This window comes from Mesorhizobium sp. M0159, assembly GCF_040322295.1.
In the GTDB taxonomy this organism is placed as follows: Bacteria; Pseudomonadota; Alphaproteobacteria; order Rhizobiales; family Rhizobiaceae; genus Mesorhizobium.
On sequence record NZ_JAMYTF010000003.1, the window covers coordinates 316,250 to 331,346 of the forward strand.

14 protein-coding genes are annotated in these 15,097 nt (G+C 64.1%); 8 read left to right on the plus strand and 6 right to left on the minus strand.

The genetic code is table 11. The features are described 5' to 3' along the window. The first annotated feature begins 103 nt into the window (after window positions 1-103). Window positions 104-1,429 carry an NAD(P)H-dependent oxidoreductase gene (locus NKJ32_RS05145; RefSeq protein WP_352589243.1) on the plus strand — a complete coding sequence of 442 codons (1,326 nt, stop codon included), beginning with the start codon at window positions 104-106 and terminating at the stop codon, window positions 1,427-1,429. Continuing rightward, the gene (locus NKJ32_RS05150; protein ID WP_352589246.1) at window positions 1,422-1,580 is read left to right on the plus strand and encodes a hypothetical protein; all 159 of its coding nucleotides are present in this window, start codon (window positions 1,422-1,424) and stop codon (window positions 1,578-1,580) included. The genes NKJ32_RS05145 and NKJ32_RS05150 overlap by 8 nt, the downstream gene beginning before the upstream one ends. 147 nt (window positions 1,581-1,727) lie before the next feature. Here the strand turns inward: NKJ32_RS05150 and proC are convergent, their stop codons facing one another. Beyond that, a complete protein-coding gene (gene proC / locus NKJ32_RS05155) occupies window positions 1,728-2,543 on the minus strand; it encodes a pyrroline-5-carboxylate reductase (RefSeq protein WP_352826940.1) in 816 nt (271 codons plus the stop codon). 225 nt (window positions 2,544-2,768) lie between these two features. Here proC and NKJ32_RS05160 point away from each other — a divergent pair, with 225 nt between their 5' ends. From NKJ32_RS05160 to NKJ32_RS05180, 5 genes are all read left to right on the plus strand, one after another. After that, window positions 2,769-3,506 (plus strand): hypothetical protein, encoded by a 738-nt coding sequence (locus tag NKJ32_RS05160; protein ID WP_352589252.1) that lies wholly within the window; start codon window positions 2,769-2,771, stop codon window positions 3,504-3,506. 36 nt (window positions 3,507-3,542) lie between these two features. Further along, window positions 3,543-3,677, plus strand: coding sequence for a hypothetical protein (locus NKJ32_RS05165; protein ID WP_023677431.1), 135 nt, complete (start codon window positions 3,543-3,545; stop codon window positions 3,675-3,677). 37 nt (window positions 3,678-3,714) lie between these two features. Beyond that, window positions 3,715-4,614, plus strand: coding sequence for a bifunctional methylenetetrahydrofolate dehydrogenase/methenyltetrahydrofolate cyclohydrolase FolD (gene folD / locus NKJ32_RS05170; protein ID WP_023677432.1), 900 nt, complete (start codon window positions 3,715-3,717; stop codon window positions 4,612-4,614). Between the two features lie 16 nt (window positions 4,615-4,630). Next, complete coding sequence (locus NKJ32_RS05175) at window positions 4,631-5,629, plus strand: GlxA family transcriptional regulator (protein WP_023677433.1); 999 nt, start codon at window positions 4,631-4,633, stop codon at window positions 5,627-5,629. 112 nt (window positions 5,630-5,741) lie between these two features. After that, window positions 5,742-7,409 (plus strand): vWA domain-containing protein, encoded by a 1,668-nt coding sequence (locus NKJ32_RS05180; RefSeq protein ID WP_023677434.1) that lies wholly within the window; start codon window positions 5,742-5,744, stop codon window positions 7,407-7,409. Between the two features lie 45 nt (window positions 7,410-7,454). Here the strand turns inward: NKJ32_RS05180 and edd are convergent, their stop codons facing one another. The 3 genes from edd to zwf all read right to left on the minus strand — a co-directional run bounded on the left by edd (window position 7,455) and on the right by zwf (window position 11,516). Further along, window positions 7,455-9,278 carry a phosphogluconate dehydratase gene (gene edd, locus NKJ32_RS05185; RefSeq protein ID WP_023677435.1) on the minus strand — a complete coding sequence of 608 codons (1,824 nt, stop codon included), beginning with the start codon at window positions 9,276-9,278 and terminating at the stop codon, window positions 7,455-7,457. Window positions 9,279-9,351: 73 nt separating this feature from the next. Continuing rightward, window positions 9,352-10,065 (minus strand): 6-phosphogluconolactonase, encoded by a 714-nt coding sequence (pgl, locus tag NKJ32_RS05190; RefSeq protein ID WP_023677436.1) that lies wholly within the window; start codon window positions 10,063-10,065, stop codon window positions 9,352-9,354. Further along, window positions 10,047-11,516 carry a glucose-6-phosphate dehydrogenase gene (gene zwf, locus NKJ32_RS05195; protein ID WP_023677437.1) on the minus strand — a complete coding sequence of 490 codons (1,470 nt, stop codon included), beginning with the start codon at window positions 11,514-11,516 and terminating at the stop codon, window positions 10,047-10,049. Before zwf ends, pgl begins: the two co-directional genes overlap by 19 nt. A gap of 274 nt (window positions 11,517-11,790) precedes the next feature. Between zwf and NKJ32_RS05200 the strand changes: the two genes are divergently transcribed. After that, on the plus strand, window positions 11,791-12,537 hold the full coding sequence (locus tag NKJ32_RS05200; protein ID WP_352756661.1) for an SDR family oxidoreductase: 747 nt from the start codon (window positions 11,791-11,793) through the stop codon (window positions 12,535-12,537). 63 nt (window positions 12,538-12,600) lie between these two features. Here NKJ32_RS05200 and NKJ32_RS05205 read toward each other — a convergent pair whose 3' ends face one another. Continuing rightward, on the minus strand, window positions 12,601-13,491 hold the full coding sequence (locus NKJ32_RS05205) for an SH3 domain-containing protein (RefSeq protein WP_352826942.1): 891 nt from the start codon (window positions 13,489-13,491) through the stop codon (window positions 12,601-12,603). Window positions 13,492-13,660: 169 nt separating this feature from the next. Next, entirely contained in the window at window positions 13,661-14,947 is a 1,287-nt protein-coding gene (locus NKJ32_RS05210; protein WP_352826943.1) for an NAD(P)/FAD-dependent oxidoreductase, read from the minus strand. Window positions 14,948-15,097: the final 150 nt, after the last annotated feature.

A 15,097-nucleotide genomic window follows, 5' to 3' on the forward strand; every position in this document is an offset into this window, starting at 1 on the left:
GGGTCATGCGCAAGAAAAGACCGCCGCGGCCGGTTTCGATTGGCAATGGGTTGCCGTTCCCTGCTATTCCCGCTTCAAATCAAAAAGCAGTGGACGTTCCAGTATGACCAATGTCGCCTTGACCGGGCTTGCCCGCGATCTTGCCAAGCGCGCCGCGGAAGGCCGCCCGGTGCGCATCGGCGTTATCGGTTCGGGCGAGATGGGCACCGACCTGGTGACGCAAGGCATGCTGATGCCGGGCATTTCGGTTTGCGCGATCTCGACGCGCCGTCCGCATACGGCGCGTGACGCCATCCGCATCGCCTATGGTGATGAGGCGATGGCGGCCGAAGCGGACAGCGCTTCGAAGGTCGGCCAGGCGATCGAAAGCGGCAAGATCGCCATCACCTCGAACGAGATGCTGGTCACCAATCCGCTCATCGATGTCGTCATCGACGCCACCGGCAAGCCCGGCGTCGCCGCCGATTTCGACCTGATGGCGATGCAGCACGGCAAGCATCTGGTGATGATGAATGTCGAGGCCGACGTCACCATCGGCTGCTATCTGAAGCAGCAGGCCGACCGGCTCGGCGTCGTCTATTCGGTCGGTGCCGGCGACGAGCCGTCGAGCTGCATGGAGCTGATCGAGTTCGCCTCGGCGCTCGGCTACACCATCGTCTCCGCCGGCAAGGGCAAGAACAACCCGCTCAACCACGACGCCGTTCCCGACGACTACCGCGAGGAGGCGCTGCGCCGCAACATGAATCCGCGCATGCTGGTCGAGTTCGTCGACGGCTCGAAAACCATGGTCGAGATGTGCGCCATTGCCAACGCCACCGGGCTGGTGCCCGACGTTCCCGGCATGCACGGCCCCAAGGCCGATCGCGACGAGCTGGTCAAGGTGCTGATCCCGCGCGAGCAGGGCGGCATCCTGTCGAAGAAGGGCGTCGTCGACTACACCGTCGGCAAGGGGGTGGCGCCCGGTGTCTTCGTCATCGTCGAGGCGACGCATCCGCGCATCATCGAGCGCATGGACGATCTGCATATCGGCCACGGCCCTTATTACAGCTTCTTCAGGCCCTACCATCTGACCTCGCTGGAAGTGCCGCTGACGGCCGCTCGCATCGCGCTTTACGGCAAGCCCGACATGGTGCCGCTGCCGCGGCCGGTGGCCGAGGTCTGCGCCGTGGCCAAGCGCGATCTGGCGGCAGGCGAGGTTTTCGATGCGATCGGCGAGACCTGCTACCGCTCCTGGACCATGACCGTCGAACAGGCCCGCGCCCATCGCGCCGTGCCGGTCGGTCTGCTCGAAGGCGGCAAGGTGCTGAAACCGGTGAGGAAAGGCGAATTGCTCACCGCCGACAATGCCGCGCCCGACCCGACGACCGGGCTGTTCGCCTTGCGCCGGCTGCAGGACGAGATGCTGTATGGGAATCTTGGTGATGGCTGAGGTCCGTGAATCCGAGTTGAAGCGGGAAAATGGACGCCCTTCTCTGGCAGAGCGGCTCGCGGCCATTGCCGATGATCTCAAAGCCAAAGCCGGCAAAGACGGGCGGCCCGTGAACAAGGACGAGATCGACGACTTGTGGGGACATCGCTGATATCTGTCGACATTCTAGGCTATCGCGATTTTGATGTCGGCAGGACAGTGGAGGGCGCGAAGGAACGCCGCGTAACGGCTTTTCTACCGGTTGCTATTGCCGAAAGGAACGGTCGGCCATCACCGCCGACCGGCTCCCCCAGAAGCCCTACTTCCCCAGCTCGATAGACCGCAGCCGCGCCGCTTCCACCGCCTCGGTGAGCAGGCGCGTCAGCCGGTCCTCGCCCATCAGTACTGAAAGGGCCGCAGCCGTGGTGCCGTTGGGGCTGGTCACCTGCTGTCTGAGCACGCCCGGCTCCTCGCCGCTTTCGGCGGCCAGCGAGGCGGCGCCGTAGACCGTCTGCATGGCCAAGAGCTTGGCAGTCCCGGTCGGCAGGCCGGCCTTCTCGGCGGCCACGGTCAGCGCTTCGATGAAATGGAAGATATACGCCGGCCCCGACCCGGAAACCGCCGTCACCGCATCCATCAGGGCTTCGTCGTCGATATCGGCCACTTGCCCGCCCGCCGAAAGCAGGTCGGCGACGAAGCGTTTAGTCTCGTCGGAAACCAGCCTGTTGGAAAACACCACCATCATGCCCTTGCCGATCGCCGCCGGCGTGTTGGGCATGCAGCGCACGATCGGCGCGCGGTCGCCGAGAATACCTTCAAACGTGGCCACCGGCGCTCCGGCGGCGATGCTGAGGAAGGTGGTCCGGCCATCGTTGAAGCGGATGTAACCAGCCGTCACGTCGCGGATCACCTGCGGCTTCACCGCAATGACGACGACGGTCGGCACGGCGTCCGCCGGGATGGCGCCGGCATCCGCGGCAGCAGCGCAGCCCAGTGCTTCGGCACGCTTGCGCAACTCGGCATTGGGCTCGACCACGAACACCGCAGCCGGAGCGAGCTTGCCGGCTTTCAGCCAGCCCGAGAGCATGGCATAGCCCATATTGCCGCAACCGGCGAGAACAAGCCTGATCGTCATCGAAAGCCTCCCATAGAGATGGCTTCCCCATAGACGTTCGCGGCAGGGCGGGGAAGCCCTGTTGGGACCGTGATCAGGCGGAAACCCCGACCTTGCGGTTGGATGCGCATGTAGTCGCGCAGCCGCGCGGCGACCAAATTAACCTTTTATTTCCTATGCCTGTTTAGCATCGCCTAACCAGTGGCGGTCGCTAGGTCCCAGCCCGAGGGGAAGGCTCCAGAAACCATGGCTTATAGGAAAAATCGTGAACACTGGAGGAACGAGCAGTCCTTGCTGTCGCTCGTCGAGGCGGTGCGCGGCGAGGACGAAGCATCGCTGGTTTTGCTAGAGGACCGCGCAGGCCCGTCATGGCGCGAGGATGCCGCCACACGCCATCGTCTTGCCCGCTCGCGCCGCGAAGCGTGTGCCAGTCCGATCCTGTTGGCAGCCGCCGGCATAAGCCAGCCCGATCCTGATGAGCCAAAGGGCGGCACCATACTGATGGAAGAGGCTGCAGCTGCCGATGGGTTTTTCGACCCCGCTGGCTCCCATGGCGGCCCCGATGCCGGTTCCGCCGATCGCGCCGCGTACCGGGCAGCACCGCCTGCCGCTCCGTCGGTCGAGGTCGCGCGCACCAAACGTCCAGGCGCGATCGGTGCCGTGTTGTCGGCGCTGCGCCGGCTCGTGCCTGGCAGAGCGCCGGAGGAGATGGCGTCCGGTGAGACTTCCGCCGCGACAAATTCCACCGCAGCGATGCCGCCTGCGTTCCACCCGCAGCCGTTCTATGCCGGTCGGGCACCTTATCCGCAGCAACCCCCGCCGCCGCATTCGGCCCGTACTCAGGCCTGGTCGAGGAAGGCAAATCAGGCCTCGGAAGCCGCCGATCAGCAAAGCCAGATCGAGGAAATCCGCGCCAGCCTGCGCGAATTCCGCGAGGTCGTTCGCGAGCTCACCGAAAACCGCGCGCGCCGCCGCTATTTCTGAGCGTCGAATAAAACATGCCGGTTTCGAGTTAACGGCATGGGACGGCGCATTGACGGGATTGCCCGGCTCGATTTTCGTGAAAATGCCGCGCTGCATGTCCGCCCGCAGCGCATGGTTCTGGGCAACGGCCTGCATAAAAGATATCTGGAGCGCGCCGCATGGATGTTTTAACGCGGCAGGCTTGCGCGATAGGCGTCGAGGGTGGTTCATGGCTGAGTTGATTGACGGAAAAAGCGTCGCCGAAGACGTGGTGCGGCGGGTCAAGGCCCTGACCGCCGAACTGGCGGAAAAGGGCGGACGGCAGCCCGGTCTCGCCGTGGTCATCGTCGGCGAGGATCCGGCGAGCCAGGTCTATGTCGCCTCCAAATCCCGCACCGCCAAGGAATGCGGCTTCCATTCGGTTCAGCACACGCTGCCGGCCGAAACCTCCGAGCCGGACCTGTTGAAGATCATCGGCCAGCTCAACGCCGATCCGGCCATCAACGGCATCCTCGTGCAGCTTCCGCTTCCCGGCCATATCGATTCCGGCAAGATCATCCAGACCATCGCGCCGGAGAAGGATGTCGACGGCTTCCACTTCATCAATGTCGGCAAGCTCGGCACCGGCGAACTCGAGACCGCCTTCGTGCCTTGCACGCCGGCCGGCTCGATGCTGCTGATCGAACGCGTGCGCGGCAAGGACCTGTCCGGTCTCAATGCGGTCGTCGTCGGGCGTTCGAACATCGTCGGCAAACCGATGGCCAATCTTCTGCTTGCCGCCAACTGCACCGTCACCATCGCACACAGCCGGACCAGGGACCTGCCGGCGCTTGCCCGCACCGCCGATATTCTGGTCGCCGCCGTCGGCCGGTCTGAAATGGTCCGCGGCGACTGGGTCAAGCCTGGCGCCACCGTCATCGATGTCGGCATCAACCGCGTCGCCGCACCTGAAAAGGGCGAAGGCAAGACGCGCCTCGTCGGCGACGTCGCCTTTGCCGAAGCAGCGAAGGCGGCCGGCGCCATCACGCCGGTGCCTGGCGGCGTCGGACCGATGACCATTGCCATGCTGATGGCCAACACGCTAGCTTCCGCCTATCTCGCAGCCGGATTGAAACGGCCTTCCTTCTGACCAGAAAGCAGCGTCCTTGCCGAACCTCACTGTTCCCTTAGAACGGCCGGTCACCAATGATCCCGTTCAGGGCGGGCGGCAGTTCGGGTTTCTGTTGGTCGACAAGTTCTCCATGTTCTCGCTGGCCGCGGCAATCGACACGTTCCGGTCGGCGAACCGGCTGCTCGGCCGCGATTTCTATGGCTGGACTACGGTGTCGGCCGACGGCGACGCCGTCATGGCGTCCAACGGCCTGCCGCTCAAGATCGACTACGCGGTTGCCGATCTGCCGCCGGTCGATATCCTGTTCGTCTCGGTCGGGCTGACGACGGAATTTCCCGGCAAGAGCAAGGTGCTGGCAGCGCTGCGCAGTTGGGGCCGGCGCGGCAATGCGCTCGGCGCGCTTTCGGTCGGTTCCTATTTGCTTGCCGAAGCAGGCCAGCTCGATGGCTATCGCTGCACCATCCATTGGGAAAACCGCGCCGGCTTCCTCGAACGCTTTCCGGACATCAACTGCACCGGCAACGTCTTCGAGATCGACCGCAAGCGCTACACCTGCGCCGGCGGCACCACATCGATCGACCTGATGCTGGAGATCGTGCGCGGTGATTTCGGCTCGAGCCTCGCCAATGGCGTCGCCAACCAGTTCCAGCATGAGCGCATCCGCTCGGCCGGGGACCGCCAGCGCGTCGGCCCGGAACGCGACCTGACCGGCAAGTCGGAGAAGCTGCGCCGCATCGTCGAGCTGATGGCCGACCATCTCGACGAGCCGCTGTCGGCGGTGCAGCTCGCCAAGTCGGCGGGCCTGTCGGTGCGCCAGGTCGAGCGCCTGTTCCTGCGCCATCTCAGTGTGACGCCCGGGCGCTATTATATGCGGCTCAGGCTCGAGCGGGCGCGCGAATTGCTGCGCCAGACCAACATGCCGATCCTCGACGTGGCAATCGCCACCGGCTTCACCTCGCATTCCTATTTTGCCCAGAGCTACCGGCTGCAATTCGGCCGGCCGCCTTCCGAGGAACGCCGCACGGCCTATTGAGGGTTTGGCAGAGAGGCGACGCAGCTTCGTACTCCGTCCGGGCTTGTGTCGCGACCCGGCGTCAAATAGCTTTCCGGCGCCGAGCGGCGGCGACTGACGGGGGAGATTTTTGATGGCGGGATTTGTGCAGAGCGTCGCTGCGGCGGCCCTGTTGCTGCGGACGACGGGGTTCGGCTTCGCCGCCGATCGCGTCATCGTCATTCTCGATGCCTCCGGCTCGATGTGGGCGCAGATCGACGGCAAGCCCAAGCTCGAAATCGCCCGTCAATCACTGCGGAACGTGCTGCAATCGGTCCCGGCCGAGGAGGAAATAGGCTTCATGGCCTATGGCCATCGCGAGAAGGCCAGTTGCGACGACATCGAACTCATCGTGCCACCGCAGGCAGGCTCGGCAAGTGCGATCTCAGCCGCGGCCGACAGCTTGAAATTTCAGGGCAAGACGCCGCTGACCGCTGCGGTCAAGCAAGCGGCGGAAGCATTGAAATACACCGAGGACAAGGCGACGGTCGTTCTCATCACCGATGGCATCGAGACATGTAGCGGCGATCCCTGTGCGCTCGGCAAGGAACTGGAGGCTGCTGGCGTCGACTTCACCGTCAATGTCGTCGGCTTCGGCCTGACGGCGGCCGAGGGCAAGCAGGTCGGTTGCCTCGCCGACAATACCGGCGGCAAATATATCGAAGCGTCGGATGAAAACGCATTGCAGGACGCCCTCGTCGAGACCGTTGCGCCTCCGCCACCCGCCCCTGAACCGATTCCCGCCCCGCAGCCTGCTCCCCAGCCGGCGCCCGCCCAGCCGGCGGAGTCCAATTTCGTGCCCACCGTCGTGCTTGCCGAGGGTGGCGATCCCGTCACCGACGGCAACGCCTGGGAGATCTACAAGGCGAATTCCGACGGCACGCGCGGCGATCCCGTCACCACCGAATATGGCACCTACAAGGGCAATCTGGAGCCGGGCGACTATATCGTCGTCGCGCGTGCCGGCGAGGCCAGGGCCGAACAGAAGATCAAGATAGAGCCTGGCCAGGTCGCCAAACCGCACTTCAACCTGAATGCCGGCACGCTGGTCATCCACCCGCGGCCAAGCGAAGGAGCGGACGTTGATGACGGCGCGGCTGTCGTAATCGGCTATCCCGGCGTCGACACCCCGCCGACCTATTACGGTGACACGAAAGTCGTGCTGCCGGCCGGTGACCAGAAGGTGACGGTCACGATCGGCCAGGGCATGGTTATCGAGACGATCCCGCTTGCCGCCGGCAGGGTCATCGACAAGGACATCATCGTCGGCGTCGGGAGTATCGTCGCCAACGCCTATTATGCTGCCGGCGGCGACAAGGCCGAGGGTTCGGGCGTCGGCTTCAAAGTGCTCCAGGCGAAAAAGAACGTCGACGGAACCAGGCAGGAGGTGACTTATGCCTACGGTCCGGACAGCAAGTTCGATCTGCCGCCCGACGATTATGTAATGGTCGCGACGGTCGACCTTGCGGTGGCCGAGCAGCCGTTCAGCGTCAAGGTTGGCGACCATCAGGATCTGAAGATCGCGATGAACGCCGGCATGCTGACGATAACCGCGCCAGGGGCCTCGAAGATCGAGATATTCGAGGCCAGGAAGGCCATCGACGGAACCCGCAAGTCGGTCGGCTACGCCTACGACCAGAAGTATCAAGCCACCCTGTCGGCCGGCGACTACGCGGTGGTTTCGGAGAAATCGGACAACAGCTCGAGGGAAGGCACGGTAACGGTCAGGGCCGGCGCGCGAGCCGAGCTGACCGTTCAGTAGATCTAAGGGAGAGCGGCCACCAGCCGCTCTTCCATGGTCGAAAAGTCATGCCGTACCGAAGGCGCTGGCGCCATGGTCGGCGCGTCCCACCAACTGCCGGAACCCGGCGAAAAGCTCGCGGCCGAAGCCGAATTCATTGCCTATGAGGTCGCTGTCCGCGGGGCGGCGCAGTGCGAAATCGCCGGCTGGCACCAGTACCTCCAGCGTCCCGGCCTCGGCGTCGAGCCTGATGATATCGCCGTCATGGATCCTGGCGATAGGCCCGTCCTCCGCCGCTTCCGGCGTCACGTGGATCGCCGCTGGCACCTTGCCTGAAGCGCCCGACATGCGGCCGTCGGTGACCAACGCCACATGCTGGCCGCGGTCCTGCAGGATGCCGAGCACGGTGGTCAGCCTGTGCAATTCCGGCATGCCGTTGGCCTTCGGTCCCTGGAACCGAATGACGGCGATGAAGTCGCCGGTCAGCGACCCCGCCTTGAACGCCTCGTTCAGGCCTTGCTGGCTGTCGAACACCTTGGCCGGCGCCTCGATGACGCGCCGCTCCGGCTTGACCGCCGATGTCTTGATGACGGCGTGGCCGAGATTGCCCGAAAGCACTTTCAGACCGCCGCTCGGCTGGAACGCCTTCTTGAACGGCGCCAGCACCTTCTCGTCCCCGCTCTCGCGCGGCGAAGCCTCGCGCACGACGCCGCCGTCCGCACCGAGCTTGGCCTCGACCGCGTAGGGGCGCAGCCCTTCGCCCCACACCGTCTGCACATCCTCGTGCAGGATGCCTGCGTCGAGCAGTTCGCGGATCAGGAAGCCGAGCCCGCCGGCGGCGTGGAAGTGGTTCACATCGGCAAGGCCGTTCGGATAGACTCGCGCCAGCAGCGGCACGGCTTCCGAGATGTCGGAAATATCCTGCCAGGTAGTGGCGATGCCGGCCGCCGCTGCCATGGCGATCAGGTGGATGGTGTGGTTGGTCGAACCGCCGGTGGCGTGCAGGCCGACGATGCCGTTGACGATCGAGCGCTCGTCGATCATCCGTCCGACCGGCGTGTAGGCGTTGCCGAGCGCGGTGATCGCCAGCGCCCGCTTCGTCGCTTCCCTGGTCAGCGCGTCGCGCAGCGGCGTGCCGGGATTGACGAAGGAAGCGCCAGGCGTGTGCAGGCCCATGATCTCCATCAGCATCTGGTTGGAATTGGCGGTACCGTAGAAAGTGCAGGTTCCCGGCCCGTGATAGGATTTTGATTCGGCTTCGAGCAGTTCGGCCCGCCCGGCCTTGCCCTCGGCATAGAGCTGGCGGATCTTGGCCTTTTCGTCGTTCGGAATGCCGGTCGTCATGGGCCCGGCCGGGATGAAGACCGCCGGCAGATGGCCGAAGGTCAGCGCCGCGATCACCAGCCCGGGCACGATTTTGTCGCAGACGCCGAGATAGACGGCGGCATCGAACATGTTGTGCGACAGGCCGATTGCCGCGGCCATGGCGATCACGTCGCGCGAGAACAGCGACAGCTCCATTCCGGGCTGGCCCTGGGTGACGCCGTCACACATCGCCGGCACGCCGCCGGCCACCTGGGCGATGCCGCCGGCCTCGCGCGCCGCATCCTTGATCAGCGCCGGAAACGTCTCGAAAGGCTGATGTGCCGACAGCATATCGTTATAGGAGGTGATAATGCCGAGATTCGGCACCCGGTCCCCGCCAAGCGCTACCTTTTCGGAAGGGCTGCAGACGGCAAAGCCATGGGCCAGGTTGCCGCAGGACAGCACGGCCCGGTTGGCGGTGCGGTTCGAGGCTTCGGCGATGCGGCCGAGATAGGCCTCGCGACCGGGCTTGGAGCGCTCACGGATGCGCTGGGTGATGGCTTCGATATCGCGTCTTGCGGTCATGGCGGTCGGTCCTTTCAGGCGAGGTCCCGCAAACACCTTCCGGCTATTGCCGGGACCTGCAGCCAAGTTGAGATCAGGGTGCCCAGAAAACCTCTACGGGCTTTTGAGTGGCATCGAGCACGGCGCGAATGGGCTTTCGTGCTCCAGTTCCAAGCGCGGCCTCGAATGCGGTGCGTTTTTCCGCGCCCTCGATATGCAGCGCGATGAAGGCGGCATTGATGATCCGCGCCAGTGATAGCGTCAGCCGTGGCTCGCCGGCGCTTGCCGCGTGAACCGGAAGCACGATCTTTTGCGACGACGGATCGAGCAATCTTGCCAGGTTGTCGGCATCCGGAAAGAACGAGGCGGTGTGGCCATCAGTTCCCATGCCGAGCACAACAACGTCGAGTGGCCAGGGCAGCACTTGCAGCGCCTCACTGTCGGAGACCGCTGCACCCTCGATCGTTGCCGCGGCGTGGTAGAGCGGCACGAAATTCGCGGCGGCGGCCGCGTTCTGCAGCAGGTTGGCGGCAACCAGGCCGGCATTGGAGCGCGGCGATGAGGGCGGCACGAAGCGCTCGTCGACCAATGTTATCGTCACCTTTTCCCAGGCGATCGGAACGGTCGAAAGCGCCGCGAAGAATTTCGCCGGCGTCGTGCCGCCCGAGACCGCAAGCAGCGCCATGCCGCGCTCGGCGATCGCCTTTGAGAGACGGCCGGCGACGTGGCCGGCAAGCGCTGTCGCCAACTCCTGGCGTCCGGCAAATTCGTGCCAGTTGTAGGCGCCGCCTAATTGCTCTCGTGCCATGTCCGCCCGTCGCGTTCGATCAGCGCAATCGAGGCCGAGGGGCCCCATGTGCCGGCGGTGTAGCCTTGCGCCTCTTGCCTGCCGCTTTCCCAGGCGTCCTGGATCGGGTCGATCCATTTCCACGCCGCCTCGACCTCGTCGCGGCGCATGAACAGCGTCTGGTTGCCACGGATGACGTCCATGATCAGCCGCTCATAGGCATCGGGGGCGCGGCCGTCGAAGGATTGCGCAAAACTCATGTCGAGCGGAATCTGGCGCAGCCGCATGCCGCCCGGCCCCGGATCCTTGATCATGATGAACTGCTTGACGCCCTCGTCGGGCTGCAGCCTGATGACCAGCTGGTTGGCGGAGATCGGCCCGGCGCTCTCGCCGAAGATCGAATGCGGGATCGGCTTGAATTCGATGACGATCTCCGAAACGCGCGTCGCCAGCCGCTTGCCGGTCCGGAGATAGAACGGCACGCCCGCCCAGCGCCAGTTGCCGATCTCGGCTTTGAGCGCAACGAAAGTCTCGGTGTTGCTGTACTTGCCGAGCTCCTCGACATAGCCTTTCACCGGCCCGCCGGCCGAGGCGCCGGCACGGTATTGTCCGCGCACCGTGTGCTTCGGCGCTTCGTTGCCGTTGATGCGCTTCAGCGCCCGCAGCACCTTCAGCTTTTCGTCACGGACGGCATCGGCGTCCATCGACGACGGCGCCTCCATGGCGACGAGGCAGAGCAGTTGCAGCATGTGGTTCTGCACCATGTCGCGCAATGCGCCGGCCTTGTCGTAATAAGTGACGCGGTCTTCCAGGCCGACTGTCTCGGCCACGGTGATCTGCACATGATCGACATTGGCGGAATTCCAAAGCGGCTCGTAGAGCGCGTTGGCAAAGCGCAGCGCCATCAAATTCTGGACCGTCTCCTTGCCGAGATAGTGATCGATGCGGAAAATCTGGCTTTCATGGAAGTCGTCGCCGACCAGGTCGTTGAGCGCGCGCGCCGAAGCTAGATCGCGGCCGATCGGCTTTTCCAGCACGATGCGCGAATTCGGCGTGATCAGCCCGTGCTCCTTCAGCTTGTGCGAGATGTCGCCGAACAGTGCCGGCGCCACCGCCAGATAGAAAGCGCGGATGTGTTCGCTGTCGCCGATCGCCTTCTTCAGCCTGTCGAAGCCGGCACCTGTGGTTGCATCTGCCGGGACATAGGAAAGCCGTGCGAGGAACGTCTTCAGTTCCGTGGCGTCGATATCTTCCGGCTTCACGTGGTCGGCAATCGCCTGCCTGGCGAAAGACTGGAACTCCTCGTCTGTCATCTTCGAACGCGATGTGCCGATGATGCGCGTCGGCTCGGAAAACTGGTGGTCGCGCTGGCGGTAGTATAGCGACGGCAGAAGCTTGCGTTCCGACAGGTCGCCGGTGCCGCCGAAAATGATGAAGTCGAAAGGGTCGACGGGAATGATCTGGCTGGTCATGGTCTGTCCGCTGTGACGCCGGTCGCGATAACGCGGCTGATATAATCTAATCGATTTAAACTTGCCAGTGCCATTGCGTCACATCCGCGTGTGCTCTTGACACCGGCGCTGGCCGGAGGCTTGTCGGCAAGCGATGCTTCCGGGGGCGTTCGCAGTTGCAGCATAGAGCCGGATGGCAGCGAAAGCCAAAGGAGAAATCGTCGATGGACGCACATCTTTCGATGGCCATCGCCAAACGCGTTTTCGATCGTCTTCAACGATGAGTGAGAAAAGCATGCGCCTGCAAAACAAAGTCGCCATCATCACTGGCGCTGCCTCGGGTTTTGGCGAGGGCATGGCCAGGCGCTTTGCCGAGGAGGGCGCGCGGGTAGTCGTCGCCGATCTGAACGCCAAGGGCGCAGAGCGCGTTGCCGGCGAGATCGGCGAAAAGGCGATCTGGACCCAGACCGACGTTTCGCTGCGGTCCGAATTCGACGACATGGTCCATGCCGCAATGAGCGCCTTCGGCCGCATCGACATCATGGTCAACAATGCCGGTTACACCCATCGCAACGGTGACATGCTGGAAGTCGACGAAGCGACCTTCGACCTGATCACATCAGTCAACATGAAGGCGATCTACCACGCAGCGCTTGCAGTGGTGCCGGTCATGGAACGGCAAGCCGGTGGCGTCATCCTGACGACGGCCTCCACGGCCGGTATCAGACCGCGGCCCGGCCTCACCTGGTACAATGCATCGAAGGGCTGGGCGATCACCGCGACCAAATCGATGGCGGTGGAACTCGCGCCGAAGAACATCCGCGTCAACTGCCTCTGCCCAGTTGCTGGTGAGACCGGCATGCTCGCGAAATTCATGGGCGCCGACACACCCGAGATCCGCGAGAAGTTCCGCGCGTCGATCCCGCTCGGCCGGCTTTCGACGCCGCTCGACATAGCCAATGCCGCGCTTTGGCTCGCTTCGGACGAGGCGGCTTTCATCACCGGCGTGGCGCTGGAAGTCGACGGCGGGCGTTGTATTTGAACGGTCCGGTTATCCGGCGGAGGACCGGCTGATGGCGAGCGACCCGCAATCGCTCTGCCGGCCCTACGCCCCGGTTTTGACGTAGCTCTTGTAGATCCAGCCGCGCTTGCCGTTGTAGACGATCTGGCACCATTGCTTGCAGCTCATCACTTGCACCGATGTCTTGGCCGGCACGGTGAGAATGGCGGCCGCATTCTTTTTTGGGCCGGTGCGCATGGTGACGGATCTCAGGATGCGTCCGGTACCGGCAGTATTGGCTCTTCCGGATTTTGCCTTGGTGCTGTTGTCGTCTTCGCTCGCGGTCTGCGTCGGCAGTTGCGGCTTGGGCGTGGGGATGGCGGCGGTCTGCGCGCCATCGGGTCCGCTGTTTTTCGTCGAGCTGCCGGGAGCCGCGACCTTGGCAAACAATGCCGCAGCGTCGGGTTTTGCTGCCGGGTCGGCGAATGCCACCGAAGCAGACGATTTATCGGCCGCCTGCTCGGTCTGGCTTGCCAGCTGGTCGGATGCTGCCGTGGCGGCGGCCGATGCCGTCTTTGGCCCCGTCCAGCGCGGATCGTTGGGAGCCAGCGCTGGTATCTCGGCTTCCGCTGCGGCCACCGCTGGGGAAACCGCATCTGCCTTGCCCGTCGTCCGCGGCGCCGCAGCAACCTTGGCAGGCATGATCTTCGTCGTCTTGACCGGGATGGTCGGAACGATCTGCTCAGGACTTGCGGCCGCTTGTCGCTCATTTGCCGGCAATGCCAGCCACAGTGCCACCACGGCAACGCCGAGCAGTGCGGCCGTGCCAAGCGCGGCTATCACCAGATGCGCGTTCGACCGGACCCCGTGCCAGAACGTCGGCCGCATATCGTAACCGAATTGCATCGCAAGGCGCCGTCGTTCCGGCGCGCCGAAACTGAAGGGCTCTCTCACACTTGCCACCTCCATTTGCGGGCCGATGTTCTTACGACCCATGCCGGAGAGCCGGCATTTCGATCGGCATCGGTCCCAAACCAAAAGCGGGCAGGCCCGCAAAAATTCCCCGTTCAGCTGCCCACGAGCATCATCTTTCGCCCGCGATTGTGGCATCACTGCGCCCTTGGCGGGGATTCTGCGCCCTGGTTAAGGATTCTGCAACGTCTGGTTAAATCCTGTCCCGCAACGCGTACCAGTTGAGCGCAAGAAAGAGCAGTGGCGCGCGCAAACGCCGGCCGCCGGGGAAGGGTGGAATTTTCAGGTCCTCGATCAGCTTCAGCCGGTCGCGGTTGCCGGCGACCGTCTCGGCATAAAGCTTGCCGAAAAAGTTCGACAGCATGACGCCGTGGCCGGAATAACCGCCGATCGAGGTCACATTGGGCATCACTTCGCGCACGAACGGCTTTCTCGGCACGGTGATGCCGACATAGCCGCCCCAGCCATGCGTGATCTCGACGTCCTTCAGTGCCGGATAGATTTCGGCGATCTGCCGGCGGATGTGGATGTGGATGTCCTTGGGATCATTGACCGCATAGATCTCGCGCCCGCCAAACAGCAGCCGCCCGTCCTTCGATTTGCGGAAATAGCGCACGACGAAGCGCGAATCATCGACCGCCTCGCCACCCGGCAACACTTTGGAATCGGCTCCCAGCGGCACCGTCGCGCCGATGAAGGAGCCGATCGGCATAATATGCGCGGCACTCACCGGTTCGAGCGTGCCGCCATAGGCATTGACCCCGATCAGGCATTTAGCGGCGGCGATCGTGCCCTTCGGCGTCACAACCCTCACCTTGCCGCCGCCGGAGGTGATGCCGGTCGACGGCGTCTGCTCGAATAGCTTTGCGCCGGCCTCTGCCGCCACCTTTGCGGTGCCGATGACCAGTTTCAGCGGATGGATGTGGCCGGTGCCGGTGTCGCGGGTGCCGCCGAAATAATGCGTCGAGCCCAGCCGCTCGGCTGTCTCCGCGGCATCCATGAATGAGATGTGCGGATAGCCGAATCGGCTCGCCATGATGTCGGCATGCGCCTTGTAGTCGTCGACATAGCGCTTCTTGTGCGCCACCGACATCTGGCCGGGCATATAGTCGATCTCGATCTGGTGCATCGCGGCAAAGTCGAGCAGATGCGCCTTGGCCTCTTCGGCCAGGTCGAACAGCGCCTTGGCGCGGGAAAAGCCGTATTCCGCTTCCAGTTCCTCTGCCCAGGCCCGTTGTCCGGTGCCGAGCTGGCCACCATTGCGGCCCGATGCGCCGTCACCGAAACGATGCGTTTCGATAAGCACGACATCCGCGCCTGTCTTGGCGAGATGAGCCGCCGCCGACAGACCGGTAAAGCCGCCGCCGACAATCACGACATCGCATGTCCGGTCGCCGTCGAGCGCCGGATATTCGGGCCTTGGCCCGGCCGTGTCTTCGTACCAGGAGCGGCCGGGGGAGATTGGGGATTGGTAAGTCATGATGCTCGGCTAGGGCAGTAGGGCAGTAGGGCAGTAGGGCAGTAGGGCAGTAGGGCAGTAGGGCAGTAGGGCAGTAGGTCTCTATTCAGCCGACATCTTGCGGAACAGAAGCCTCAAGAGCTATCCAACGCTCTCGCTGTCGGGCATCAA

Coding starts and splice junctions, on each gene's coding strand:
- NKJ32_RS05145 (WP_352589243.1), top strand. CDS start 104: ATGACCAATGTCGCCTTGACCGGGCTTGCCCGCGATCTTGCCAAGCGC.
- NKJ32_RS05150 (WP_352589246.1), top strand. CDS start 1,422: ATGGCTGAGGTCCGTGAATCCGAGTTGAAGCGGGAAAATGGACGCCCT.
- proC (WP_352826940.1), bottom strand. CDS start 2,543: ATGACGATCAGGCTTGTTCTCGCCGGTTGCGGCAATATGGGCTATGCC.
- NKJ32_RS05160 (WP_352589252.1), top strand. CDS start 2,769: ATGGCTTATAGGAAAAATCGTGAACACTGGAGGAACGAGCAGTCCTTG.
- NKJ32_RS05165 (WP_023677431.1), top strand. CDS start 3,543: ATGGGACGGCGCATTGACGGGATTGCCCGGCTCGATTTTCGTGAAAAT.
- folD (WP_023677432.1), top strand. CDS start 3,715: ATGGCTGAGTTGATTGACGGAAAAAGCGTCGCCGAAGACGTGGTGCGG.
- NKJ32_RS05180 (WP_023677434.1), top strand. CDS start 5,742: ATGGCGGGATTTGTGCAGAGCGTCGCTGCGGCGGCCCTGTTGCTGCGG.
- edd (WP_023677435.1), bottom strand. CDS start 9,278: ATGACCGCAAGACGCGATATCGAAGCCATCACCCAGCGCATCCGTGAG.
- pgl (WP_023677436.1), bottom strand. CDS start 10,065: ATGGCACGAGAGCAATTAGGCGGCGCCTACAACTGGCACGAATTTGCC.
- zwf (WP_023677437.1), bottom strand. CDS start 11,516: ATGACCAGCCAGATCATTCCCGTCGACCCTTTCGACTTCATCATTTTC.
- NKJ32_RS05200 (WP_352756661.1), top strand. CDS start 11,791: ATGCGCCTGCAAAACAAAGTCGCCATCATCACTGGCGCTGCCTCGGGT.
- NKJ32_RS05205 (WP_352826942.1), bottom strand. CDS start 13,491: ATGGGTCGTAAGAACATCGGCCCGCAAATGGAGGTGGCAAGTGTGAGA.
- NKJ32_RS05210 (WP_352826943.1), bottom strand. CDS start 14,947: ATGACTTACCAATCCCCAATCTCCCCCGGCCGCTCCTGGTACGAAGAC.